Genomic DNA, 11,958 nt, shown 5'->3' on the forward strand with positions numbered 1-11,958 from the left:
GTAAAATGAGCCATAAGGATTATAAAGCGGTCATCAAACCGTTTTTGAGCGAGAAGCGTTACCGTCATTCTCTGGCTGTGGCGGAGGAAGCCGTGCATCTGGCCAAAAAATATGGGGCGGATGAGGAGAAAGCCTACACAGCGGGAATCCTGCACGACATCATGAAGGATATGCCGCCGGAGGAACAGCTGAAGCGGATGACGCGGTACGACATCGTGCTCACAGAGGTGGAGCGCAGCGGCCAAAAGCTGTGGCATGCGATGCTGGGGGCCGCCTATGTGGAACAGGAACTGCACATCGAGGACCAGGACATTTTAAACGCCATCCGCTACCACACGACCGGACGCGCCCACATGACGCTTTTGGAAAAGGTACTGTTTGTGGCTGATTTTACCTCTTCCGACCGGGACTATCCCGGCGTGGAGGAGATTCGCAAGGCTGCTCGGAAGAGCCTTTTGGCGGCCATGCTTTCCGGCATGACCTATACCATCCAGGACTTGGCTGAGCGCCGCTTAGCGATTCATCCGGATACCATCGCCGCGTACAACGAAGCGGTGTTGGAGGACCGGGCCATTTAATTTCCAAACAAAGGGGAGAAGACAATGACATCATTGGAACTGGCCAAGGAAGCCGTTCAGATACTGGATAAGAAAAAAGGAATGGATCTCAAGCTCATCGGAATCCGCGATATTTCCGTGCTGGCGGACTATTTTGTCATTGCCACCGGTACAAGCAGTACGCACGTCAAGGCGCTGGCGGATGAAGTGGAATTCCAGCTCAAAGAGCGGCATTCGATTGCAACGGAGCACACCGAGGGTTACCGTTCCAATTCCTGGATTCTATTAGACTACGGCAATGTGATTGTACATGTCTTTACGGAGGAATCCCGCGCATTCTACGATTTGGACCGCCTGTGGCAGGACGGCGAAACCGTGGACATCACAGAAATCCTGAAGGCAAACGAAGAATAATTTTTGGGAGCGAAACAGATCATGAACAAATATGACCATAAGCCAATTGAAAAGAAGTGGCAGGATAAGTGGGAAGAAGCGGGTGTTTTTCACGCCTCCAACACGGACATGCACAAGCCGAAGTATTATGCGCTGGTCGAATTCCCGTATCCGTCCGGCCAGGGGCTCCACGTGGGGCATCCCCGTTCCTATACGGCGCTGGACATCGTGGCGCGGAAACGCCGCTTGCAGGGCTATAATGTCCTGTATCCGATCGGCTGGGACGCGTTTGGCCTGCCGACGGAGAACTATGCCATCAAGAACCATGTGCATCCGGCCATCGTAACAGAAAAGAACATTGCGCGCTTTAAGCAACAGCTCCAGTCGCTGGGCATTTCGTTTGACTGGTCCCGCGAGATCAATACGACGGACCCGGACTATTACAAATGGACGCAGTGGATTTTCCTTCAGCTCTTTAAACACGGGCTGGCTTATAAAAAGGAGATGTCCGTCAACTGGTGCACCTCCTGTAAATGCGTGCTTGCCAACGAAGAGGTCGTGGAGGGCGTCTGCGAACGCTGCGGCAGCGAAGTGGTGCACAAGGTCAAGTCCCAGTGGATGCTGAAGATCACCGAATACGCCCAGCGCCTGATCGACGATCTGGAGCTGGTGGATTACCCGGAGCGCGTCAAGGCGCAGCAGCGCAATTGGATCGGCCGCTCTACGGGCGCGGAGGTGGATTTCTCCACCACAACGGGGGACAAGCTCACCATCTATACCACCCGCCCGGACACGCTCTATGGAGCGACGTATATGGTCATTTCCCCGGAGCACCCGATGATTGAGAAGTGGGCGGACCGGATTCAGAATATGGATGAGGTGCGCGCGTACCAGGCAGAGGCGGCGAAGAAGTCCGACTTTGAGCGCACCGAGGTTGCCAAAGAGAAGACCGGCGTCCGTTTGGACGGCGTCATGGCGATCAACCCGGTCAATGAAAAGGAGATCCCGATCTTTATCTCCGACTATGTGCTCGTTTCCTATGGCACGGGCGCGATCATGGCTGTGCCGGGACACGATACCCGCGACTGGGATTTTGCCAAGAAATTTGGCCTGCCGATCATCGAGGTGGTCAAGGGCGGCGACGTGGAAAAGGAAGCCTTCACGGACTGCGCCACCGGCATCATGGTTAATTCCGGTATCCTGGACGGCCTGACCGTCGAAGAGGCCAAGAAAAAGATCATTGCATTTTTGGAGGAAAAGGGCATTGGCCATGCAAAGGTCAACTTCAAGTTGCGCGACTGGGTTTTCTCCCGCCAGCGCTATTGGGGCGAGCCCATCCCGATTGTATATTGTGAGAAGTGCGGCTATGTGCCGCTGCCGGAGAGCGAGCTCCCGCTGCGCCTGCCGGATGTAAAATCCTATGAGCCGACGGACAACGGCGAATCCCCGCTGGCCCATATGACGGACTGGGTGAACACAACCTGTCCGCATTGCGGCGGCCCGGCCAAGCGCGAGACGGACACCATGCCGCAGTGGGCGGGTTCTTCCTGGTACTTCCTGCGCTATATGGACCCGCACAACGATCAGGCGCTGGCCAGCCCGGAGGCGCTGAAGTATTGGTCGCCGGTGGATTGGTACAACGGCGGCATGGAACATACGACGCTGCACCTGCTGTACAGCCGGTTCTGGCATAAGTTCCTCTATGACATCCATGTGGTCCCGACGCCGGAGCCGTATGCAAAGCGCACCAGCCACGGCATGATCCTCGGCGAAAACGGCGAGAAGATGAGCAAGAGCCGCGGCAACGTGGTCAACCCGGACGACATTGTCAACGAATACGGCGCGGACACCATGCGCCTGTATGAGATGTTCATCGGCGACTTTGAGAAGGCAGCGCCGTGGAGCACCTCCAGCATCAAGGGATGCCGCCGGTTTGTCGAGCGCTATTGGAATTTGCAGGGGATCATCTGTGAGGATGAGGGCATCCGCGCAAAGCTGGAGACGCCCTTCCACAAGACCATCAAGAAGGTTACCGAGGACATCGAAAACCTGAAATTCAACACGGCGATTGCGGCGTTGATGACCTTACTCAATGACATTACTGCGGAAGGGTCCATCACTCGCGAGGAGCTGCGCATCTTTACGCTGTTGTTGAACCCGTTCGCACCGCATGTGACAGAAGAGGTCTGGAACGTGATGAACTTCGGCGGCATGGTTTGCGAGCAGGAATGGCCGTCCTACGACGAAGCAAAATGCACGGAAGACACGGTGGAAATTGCCGTACAGATCAACGGCAAGGTGCGTGCGCGCCTGCGCATTGCGGCGAACCTGGCAAAGGACGACGTGTTTGCAGCGGTCAAGGCGGACGAGAAAGTCGCTGCTGAGATTGCCGGAAAGAACATCGTCAAGGAAATCTATGTGCCGGGCAAGTTGGTCAACATTGTGGCAAAGGGTTAAGACTTCATATTTTATAAGGAATAAAGGACTATAAAAGGGGTTGTTCTATGTACAACATGGAATAACCCCTTATTATTTTATTGTAGATAGATGTGATATAAACAAAATAATTTAAATATACAATTATGTATTGACATATGGCGATGTTTTAATGTAAAATTTGAATAAACGTTACTATAAATATGGGAGCTAATGATGAAATACAAAAAATTTTTGCTATTTATAGGCGCTATTTTGATGGCGGTTCTTTTAATCATTTTAGCATCTCTTTTTGTTGGCAATCATGGCGATGATAGCAATTTTCCGGGATCGTCTTCAGTTCCGACGGTAATAGATAACTAATAAAATTGCATTTCTATTGGACAATGCTTTGTAGGAATTGCTGTTGCTCAAATAACGGGAGGACTTTTTTATGTTACAGAATATATTAAATTTGGTGATCTCGGTAGAAGCAATTGTTTTATTGGGCGCCGCGATTGTGCTTTTAATCAAGCTCATTGATAAAGTAAAATAGATAAATTGGGCGTCGGGTATTTCCCCGACGCCCAATTTATCTATACGGATGATTGAATTGCTATAGGACTGCTTTTTCAAAAATGAAAAATTTTATCCCAAGAAAAAGGGTATTGTATGACTAAGATCAATAACACCACCTGCGCTGCAAAGATCGCCGGGATGCCCCACATAAATTTCCGATGCTGGGTTTTGTGATGGATCAACCGCATGGCTGCATACATGCTCACGGAACCGCCCAGGGCGGAAACCCAAAGGAGCGTGGCCTCCGGCACGCGCCAGCGATGCCGCTGCGCCGCACGTTTGTCGTGGATGGTGAGTGCAATGCCGATCAAATTGATGGCGAGCAGATAGATCAAAAGGGTTTTCATGGATTTCCTCCTAAAAAAGCGCCGCACTGGGGGCAGTACCGGCTGTTTGCTTCCACATTGCAGCCGCAGTGCGGACAGCAGCGCCGGCCGCTTTGCCGCAGGAAGGATAACGCGGTTGGGTCCGCCTGTGCGTGGGGATCGCGCTCCAGACGGCGGCCTTCCTCCTTTGAGAGTGCATAGATCGAACCACAGCGCGGACATGTGAGAAAATATCGTTTTTGGAAGCGGAACAGCGGGACAAAAAAGAGCGTGAACTGGTGAAAGCTACAGGTGAGGACCGCTCGTACCATGCCGCAACAGGGCAGCATGCAGCTCCGTTCGCCAAGGTCGCGCATACCACTGACAACGCCAAATAGAAAAAACATCTGCTGCACCTCTTTCCAACCAAGCAAAATGCTATAGCTGTATCCTACATGATTTGCGCCTTTCTGTCAAACGCTTTGCAGTACAATGGGAGGCAGAGATGATGTGCTTTAGATGCGCTGTGCCGGCTTCTCCTTCCATCGTTCTATGCTCACATCTTCCTGTTGCCGTTCGCGGTTCCGAACCTTTAAGAGAAAGGATGAACAAGTTATGGTAATCAAGCTTTTCCACCGCCACAGCCTGCTGGTCTGCATTGGCCTTCTGGCAGGGGTTGTGGCGCTCTGTATGGCGGTTAACTTCTTTGGAAATCAGGAGGATGTTCCAGCACAGGCGCCCCTATTGCCGTCAAGCAGCTTTTCGGACGGGCAGGCGGATTCCTCTGTGCCGGAGATTCCCGTAGAACCCGCCTCAGAGGACGAGATGCGCGCGGTATGGGTGCCCTATATGAGCCTCGACATGAGCCAGGAAAGCGACCGGAGCGAAGCGGCCTTTCAACAGAAATTTGACGCCATTGTGGAAGAAGCAAAGCAGTGCGGGATGAACGCATTGGTGGTACATGTGCGCCCGTTTGGGGATGCGCTCTATCCATCCAACTATTTCCCGTGGTCGCACATCGTAGGGGGGACACAGGGGACGGACCCCGGCTATGACCCGTTGGAATATATGGTGGAGGCCACGCACAAGGCCGGGATGGAGTTCCACGCATGGATCAATCCCCTGCGCATCCAGTCCGGCGGCGATACTCCTTCTACTTTGGCGGCGGACAACAATTATACCGTCTGGCATCAGGATGCCAGCAGGGATGGCTGGACCGTCCAGACCGCGACCGGGAAGTATTATAACCCTGCCTACAGCGGCGTCCGGAAACTCATCGCGGATGGCGTGAAGGAAATAGTGGAAAACTATGCGGTGGACGGCATCCAGTTTGACGATTACTTTTATCCCTCCGAGGATCCTGCGTTTGACGAGGGCGCGTATAATGCCTATGTAGAGTCTGTTTCACGGAGCGGGAAACCGCTGGAATTGCTGGAATGGCGGCAAGCCAACATCAATGCGATGGTGTCGCTCACCTATAGCGAGATCAAAAGCGTGAATCCCGACGTCCAGTTTGGCATTTCCCCACAGGTCAATGTCTCCAACGATCTGAAAATGGGTGCGGATGTCGAATCTTGGTGCTCGGTGCGCGGCTACGTGGACTATATCTGTCCCCAGTTGTATGTCAATTTTGAAAACCCAGTGCTCCCTTATGACGTTGCCGCAGAGCAATGGCGTGAGATGACCACCGACCCCAATGTCAAGTTGTACTTTGGATTGGCCGTCTATAAGGCCGGTTCAGATGCCGACGGCGGCACGTGGAAAAAAGCGGACAATATCCTGGCGCAGCAGGTTGTCCTTGGGCGCCAGGTCAAATGCGACGGGTTTATGTTTTACAGCTGCGAATACTTGGATCACGACCAGACAAGGAAGGAAATGGAAAACGTAATGAAGCAATTCGCCGGTTAAATATTTTCCTGAACCGTACCATAGCAGTTGTTGCCATCCGTTTCACGCAGCAGAACGGGGAGGATTTTCCCGCGCAGGTCCTTAGCGCTGGAGACTTTGACCGGCGTATAATTGGCCGTATAGCCGTCATAGATATGGGGAGCCACTTCCTGTTCAAAGAGAACCGTCTCTACACGCCCCAATTGTGCCTGGAAAAAGGCAGCTTTGGTCTGCTGGGTGGCGGCGATCATCCGGCGGCTGCGTTCCTCTTTGACCCGCTGTGTGATCTGATCGGGCGCGTCGTTTGCCTTGGTCCCCGGGCGGCGCGAATAAGCAAATACATGCGCCTTTGCAAACCTGATTTCCTTGGCGAATGCGAGGGACTCTGCAAACTCTTCCTCGGTTTCCCCGGGAAAACCAACCATAATATCCGTGGTGATGGCGCAGTTTGCAAAAGAGGCGCGCAAGTTTCGGACAATCGTGCGGTATTCGTCGGCGGTATAGTGCCGGTTCATCCGCCGCAGGGTGGCGTTGCAGCCGCTTTGGAGGGACAGATGGAACTGCGGGCAGAGCTTATCCTGCTTTGCAAGGCGCGCGATCACATCCGCGCTGAGCTGCTCCGGCTCCAGAGAGCCGAGGCGTACACGGGCGATCCCCTCCGGCATACAGGCGGCTTCCACGGCGTCGCAGAGGTGCAGGCCAAGCTCCTGCCCATAGGCGGAGAGATTGATGCCGGTCAGCACGATTTCGCGGTAGCCGTTGGCGGCGAGATGTTCGACCTCTTCCCGCAGCTCTTCCAAGGGCTTGGAGCGCACACGGCCGCGTGCATAAGGGATGATGCAATACGAACAGAAACGGTTGCATCCGTCTTCGATTTTGATAAATGCGCGGGTGCGCTCAAAAAAGCGCTCGACCTGCATCGATTCGAACTCCGCCGCCTTTTCGTGCGGGACGATGTCCACGATACGCTGGCGGGAGGAGAGGTATTGCAGAATATCCGGGACAAGGGAGTGGCGGTTGGAGTTGCCCAGCACGATGTCGGCGTCGGTCAATTGCTCCGCCAGTTCCGGGAAGGCCTGCGGCATGCAACCGGTCAGCACAATGACAGCGCTGGGATTTCCGCGCCGTGCACGATGCAGGGTCTGGCGGACCTTGTGATCGCTGGTGGAGGTGACCGTACAGGAATTGATCAGCACAATGTCGCTTTCCGCCGCGCTTTCACATGCTGAAAAGCCCGCGCGGACGAGCTGATCGAGCATGGCCTGCGATTCGTATTGGTTGACTTTACAGCCCAGAGTGATGACGCTTACTTTCATTTTATCGCTCCTAATAATTTACAAATTTTGTATTGACCGATTACAGCAGGTGCGTTATTATGAGAAAACAAAGAATGACATCAAAGTGGAGGTTTTTAACATGAGTCAGATACAAGTGATGCTTACCAGCATCGAGGAGGTCAAGAACTTCGTTTCGCTTACGAACAAATATGCATTCCCGATCCAGATGACAACGGAGAAATATAAGATCGATGCGAAGTCCATCATGGGAGTATTCAGCCTGGATCTGTCGAAGCCGATCAACGTCGTAGTCGAAAGCGACGCGCCGGAGGTACAGGATTTTCTTGCACAAGTAGTGCAGTTTCAAGTGCATTGATAAATAGGTTGAAAAGCTCAGCCATCCGGCTGAGCTTTTTCTTTTGATGTTTGATAAGAAAGGACGGCCCTATTCGCCCAATTTTTCACTCAAAGTACTCCACTCGAGAAACAATTCCTCGTTTTTCGCTTTCAATTCCTCCAATTTCTTGGAAAGCTCCAGCATGGCCTGGTAGTCGCTTACAATCTCCGGGTTTTCCAGCTCTGCCTCCGCCTCCGCAATGGCCTGCTCGGTCTCTTCGATCTGCGCTTCCAAGCGGCGGACAGCGGCGCGGTCCTTGCGGATGGCGGCCTCGCGCTCCTTGCGGAGCTTGTATTCGTTGACCTTCGGAGCAGCCTTCTGCGTCTCTTGGACGGCGACCGCTTTGGCCTTTTCCAAATAGCTGTCGTAATTGCCAATGTATTCCTTCACGCCGGTTTCGTCCAGATAGTAGACGCGGTCGGCGATCTTGTTGATTAAATAACGGTCGTGCGAGACGATCAGCAACGTCCCCTCATAGCTCTGTAAGGCCGTCTCTAACGCCTCACAGGAGCCGATGTCCAGGTGGTTGGTGGGCTCGTCCAACAGGAGGAAATTGTCGCGGGAGAGCATCAGGCGCAATAGCAGAACGCGCGCCCGCTCTCCACCGGAGAGGGCGGAAACGCTCTTGAACACGTCCTCCCCCTTGAACAGGAATACCGCCAGTGCGTTCCGGATTTCCGTCTGCGTCATCTGGGGATAGCTGTCCCAAATCTCGTCCAACACCGTTTTTTCCGGATGCAATCCCTCCTGGATCTGGTCGTAATAACCCGTTTCGATCCCCGCGCCAAAGCGGACCTCGCCCTTTGTAGGGGAATGGATGCCCAGGAGCGTCTTGAGAAGCGACGTCTTCCCGCAGCCGTTGGGACCGATCAAAAAGACGCGCTCCCCACGGCGGATGTGCATATTCACATGTTGGAACAACTGTTTGTTGTCAAAGGAGAGAGCTAGATCGTCCACCATCAGCACGTCGTTGCCACCGCGCTGCCGGATTCCAAAATCAAAGTGGATGGATTCAACCTCTTCGTCCGGCCGTTCCAGCGTGCTCTCCAGGCGTTCAATCATCTTCAGCTTGCTTTCCGCGGTCTTGATGTTCTTTTCGCGGTTCCATTGCCGTTGTTGGGCGACAATGCCCTCCAACCGGTGGATTTCCTTGGTGGTGTTTTCGTACTTGCGCTGAACGGCCAGGTTGTCCTCTTCCTTTTGCCGGAGATAATTGGTATAGTTCCCCTTATAAAGCGTGAGTTTGTGATTTTCCATCTCAAAGGTACGGTTGGTGATGCGGTCGAGGAAGTAACGGTCATGGGAAATCACGATGAACGCGCCGGAATAGGCCCGCAGGAAATCCTCCAACCATTCCACGGACGTGATGTCCAGATGGTTTGTCGGTTCGTCCAGGAGCAAAAGATTGGCGCCACAGAGCAGCATTTTGGCGAGCTGAAGCTTCGCCTTCTGGCCGCCGCTCAACACGCCGATCGGCATTCCCATCTGCGCGTCATCAAACCCCAACCCTAGAAGGGTGGAACGCGCCCGCGCCCGGCAGGTGAGCCCGCCCAACCGGACGAACTGGTCGTTGAGGAGCGCTTGGCGCTCGATCAGCGCGTCGGTGGGATGCGCCTGCAATGCCAGGTTGATTTCTTCCAATTCCTTCTCCATTGCGAGCAGATCGGAAAAGACGGTGAGCACCTCGCTGTAGGCGCTGCGTTCCAAATCGCGGCAGACGTGCTGTTCCATATATCCCAGCACAGTGGCATTGGCCTTATAGATATTGCCGCTGTCGGCGTCGAGTTCCCCGGTTAAAATCTTAAAGAGGGTGGTTTTCCCGGAGCCATTGACCCCAACCAAGCCGACGCGGTCGTTTTCCTGAATCTCAAAGGAAGCATTGCGAAATACAAGGTCGGTGCCAAAGGATTTATTCAAATTGCTTGCACTCAGCAAAGCCATGGAAATTCTCCTTTTGTGGGCAAAGATGCCCGGTCATAAAAATAGGGAACGCCCAAAGACGTTCCCTTCCATTATAAAGAATTCCCAGCATGAAATCAAGATAGATGCTGCTTTAATACCTCGATGGATTTTTGCTGCCCCCGGATGAATTCCTCTGCGAGCTTTTTGGCCCCGGCATCGGCTTCATCCAGCTGGTTCAGCTTTTTGGTCATATCCACGATGCCCATGGTGGTGCCGTTGATCATCATCTCCGCGATATGCGTGGGGGAGGAATCTATCAGCGTGTTCATTTGTACTGAGCCCCACAGCATGGCTTTCTTCATGGCGGATTCCGCATCCGGGGTTTCGCCGGCCTCTGCAAGCATACGCTCGGTTTTGACAGCAAGCCCTTTGTAGGTTTGGCGCTGGCGCTCGATTTCTTCGCGCAGGCTTTCGTCTTTGACTTTTGGGGTGACCAGGTTGGTCGCTTCAATCCCCATATGGGAGGCCTCATAGAGTTCCTTTAACAGCTGGACATTTTGATTTTGGACCATACTTTTTGCCGCCTTTCTGTTTTTGGTTAGTATGTGCGCCGGCATGCCCGTTTAATCTGGCTTTTTTTCGGGGAGGATGGTATAATACAGTTCAGTGTAAGCGGCAGCGAACTTCAAATGATTTTTCCCAAGAGGTTTTGATGCAGCAATCAGCTGCAAATTCCCGGCTGCGATCGAAACACATGGGACAGACCGCCTGATGCAATGGCCTTATCCCTTCAAACGACGGGATTCAAACGTCAAAAGATGTGAAACGTGTTATAATAAAAAGAACGGTATCTAGCAAGAAAATGAGGTGTATGAATGATGCGAACAGGTATTTCCACAGCCTGTCTTTATCCTTTGGAGTTGGAGCGCTCCTTTCAAACGCTTCTCTCCCTGGATTTTCGTTTGTTTGAGGTGTTCTTAAATACTTTTTCAGAGTTTACGCCGGATTATCTGCGGCAACTGCGCAATGTGGCGGATGCATACGGTGCGGAGATTAAATCGGTACATCCGTTTACCTCCGGCTATGAAGGGTTCCTATTGTTTTCTGAATACGAACGCCGGTTTGAGGATAGTTTGGAGTTTTATAAACAGTATTTTGATGCGGCAAACTGTCTGGGTGCTTCGATTGTGGTGCTGCACGGGCAAAGGGACTATGCCAATGCTGGCATTTCCGAAGAGACCTATTTTGAACGGTATGCGGCGCTCTATGCGTTGGGGCAGTGCTACGGCGTAACCGTTGCGCAGGAAAATGTCAATAAGTTTCGCAGTGAGTCCCCTGGGTTTCTCCGGCGGATGCGCGCGTATCTGGGGGATACGTGCGCATTTGTGATCGACTTGAAGCAGGCAGTCCGCGCAGGGCAGGACCCTTTTGCGGTCTGTGAAGCCATGGGGGAGCGGATTGTCCATGTGCATATCAACGACAACGCCCCCGGCTACGATTGCCTGCTGCCTGGCCGCGGGACCGTGGATTTTCAGCGGTTCCGGGAGATGCTGCTCGGTTTTCATTACCAAGGAGATTTGATGATTGAGGTTTATCGCAAGAACTTTTCGGCCCTTTCGGAATTGCAGGAGGCAAGGGACGTTGTACAACAGCTCGTATAAAGGAAAAAGCGACCCTTTTCGGACAAAACATCTTGCATTTTTTCTCATAAATATGTTACAATTTGATAAAATCATACAATTTCTTGTGGAGGGGTAATAGCTGTGAAATGTCCGTATTGTGGTTATGATGAAAGTAAAGTGATCGATTCGCGCCCAACGGACGAAGGGGAACGTATTCGGCGGCGTAGGGAATGCTTAAAATGTGGGAAACGTTTCACAACTTATGAGGTCATCGAGACAGTTCCGATCATTGTCATTAAAAAGGATAAATCCCGCGAGAGCTTCGACCGCAATAAGTTGTTGAATGGCCTTTTGCGCGCCTGTGAGAAACGCCCGGTTTCCATTGATACCTTAGAGCGTGTTGTGGATGAAATCGAGGGAAGCTTGCAGAATTCCTTGGATCGCGAGGTCCCATCAAGCCTGATTGGAAAGTACGCGATGGAGAAATTGAAAACCATCGATGAGGTTGCATATGTGCGCTTTGCCTCTGTGTATCGTGAATTCAAGGATATTGCAACCTTTAAAGAAGAATTGGACCGGATGATGAAAGCCCGCAGGGATTGATTGTATACGAGAGAAGATGGC

General features: G+C 52.6%; 12 protein-coding genes. 7 read left to right on the plus strand and 5 right to left on the minus strand.

The window, feature by feature from the left end:
* Positions 1 to 5: 5 nt before the first annotated feature.
* The 3 genes from yqeK to leuS are packed head-to-tail and all read left to right on the plus strand — an operon-like array spanning position 6 to position 3,407.
* The gene (gene yqeK / locus I2G69_RS01525; protein ID WP_087232866.1) at positions 6 to 578 is read left to right on the plus strand and encodes a bis(5'-nucleosyl)-tetraphosphatase (symmetrical) YqeK; all 573 of its coding nucleotides are present in this window, start codon (positions 6 to 8) and stop codon (positions 576 to 578) included.
* A gap of 24 nt (positions 579 to 602) precedes the next feature.
* The gene (rsfS, locus tag I2G69_RS01530) at positions 603 to 971 is read left to right on the plus strand and encodes a ribosome silencing factor (RefSeq protein ID WP_087232869.1); all 369 of its coding nucleotides are present in this window, start codon (positions 603 to 605) and stop codon (positions 969 to 971) included.
* Between the two features lie 21 nt (positions 972 to 992).
* Complete coding sequence (gene leuS, locus I2G69_RS01535) at positions 993 to 3,407, plus strand: leucine--tRNA ligase (protein ID WP_195560081.1); 2,415 nt, start codon at positions 993 to 995, stop codon at positions 3,405 to 3,407.
* 590 nt (positions 3,408 to 3,997) lie between these two features.
* On the opposite strand, the gene I2G69_RS01540 is transcribed toward leuS, so the two are convergent.
* Together I2G69_RS01540 and I2G69_RS01545 are read right to left on the minus strand one after the other, a co-directional pair.
* Positions 3,998 to 4,291, minus strand: coding sequence for a DUF1294 domain-containing protein (locus tag I2G69_RS01540; protein WP_191362223.1), 294 nt, complete (start codon positions 4,289 to 4,291; stop codon positions 3,998 to 4,000).
* Positions 4,288 to 4,656, minus strand: a complete 369-nt coding sequence (locus I2G69_RS01545; RefSeq protein ID WP_087232879.1) for a zinc ribbon domain-containing protein — start codon at positions 4,654 to 4,656, stop codon at positions 4,288 to 4,290. The genes I2G69_RS01540 and I2G69_RS01545 overlap by 4 nt, the downstream gene beginning before the upstream one ends.
* Positions 4,657 to 4,864: 208 nt before the next feature.
* On the opposite strand from I2G69_RS01545, the gene I2G69_RS01550 reads away from it, so the two are divergent.
* Positions 4,865 to 6,157 (plus strand): glycoside hydrolase family 10 protein, encoded by a 1,293-nt coding sequence (locus I2G69_RS01550; RefSeq protein ID WP_195560082.1) that lies wholly within the window; start codon positions 4,865 to 4,867, stop codon positions 6,155 to 6,157.
* Here I2G69_RS01550 and mtaB read toward each other — a convergent pair.
* Positions 6,154 to 7,452 carry a tRNA (N(6)-L-threonylcarbamoyladenosine(37)-C(2))-methylthiotransferase MtaB gene (gene mtaB, locus I2G69_RS01555; RefSeq protein WP_195560083.1) on the minus strand — a complete coding sequence of 433 codons (1,299 nt, stop codon included), beginning with the start codon at positions 7,450 to 7,452 and terminating at the stop codon, positions 6,154 to 6,156. The two genes, I2G69_RS01550 and mtaB, sit on opposite strands and share 4 nt — an antisense overlap.
* Before the next feature lie 100 nt (positions 7,453 to 7,552).
* Here mtaB and I2G69_RS01560 point away from each other — a divergent pair, with 100 nt between their 5' ends.
* Positions 7,553 to 7,789 (plus strand): HPr family phosphocarrier protein, encoded by a 237-nt coding sequence (locus tag I2G69_RS01560; protein WP_195560084.1) that lies wholly within the window; start codon positions 7,553 to 7,555, stop codon positions 7,787 to 7,789.
* 69 nt (positions 7,790 to 7,858) lie between these two features.
* Here the strand turns inward: I2G69_RS01560 and abc-f are convergent, their stop codons facing one another.
* Together abc-f and I2G69_RS01570 are read right to left on the minus strand one after the other, a co-directional pair.
* Entirely contained in the window at positions 7,859 to 9,751 is a 1,893-nt protein-coding gene (gene abc-f, locus I2G69_RS01565; protein WP_191448273.1) for a ribosomal protection-like ABC-F family protein, read from the minus strand.
* A 95-nt stretch (positions 9,752 to 9,846) separates the two neighbouring features.
* Positions 9,847 to 10,284 (minus strand): hypothetical protein, encoded by a 438-nt coding sequence (locus tag I2G69_RS01570; protein ID WP_191405537.1) that lies wholly within the window; start codon positions 10,282 to 10,284, stop codon positions 9,847 to 9,849.
* A 303-nt stretch (positions 10,285 to 10,587) separates the two neighbouring features.
* Between I2G69_RS01570 and I2G69_RS01575 the strand changes: the two genes are divergently transcribed.
* Together I2G69_RS01575 and nrdR are read left to right on the plus strand one after the other, a co-directional pair.
* Complete coding sequence (locus tag I2G69_RS01575; RefSeq protein ID WP_243254726.1) at positions 10,588 to 11,373, plus strand: sugar phosphate isomerase/epimerase family protein; 786 nt, start codon at positions 10,588 to 10,590, stop codon at positions 11,371 to 11,373.
* A 102-nt stretch (positions 11,374 to 11,475) separates the two neighbouring features.
* A complete protein-coding gene (nrdR, locus tag I2G69_RS01580; protein WP_087232897.1) occupies positions 11,476 to 11,937 on the plus strand; it encodes a transcriptional regulator NrdR in 462 nt (153 codons plus the stop codon).
* Positions 11,938 to 11,958 lie beyond the last annotated feature (21 nt).

It is taken from the genome of Anaeromassilibacillus sp. D41t1_190614_C2, assembly GCF_015558525.1.
Lineage (GTDB): Bacteria > Bacillota > Clostridia > Oscillospirales > Acutalibacteraceae > Anaeromassilibacillus > Anaeromassilibacillus stercoravium.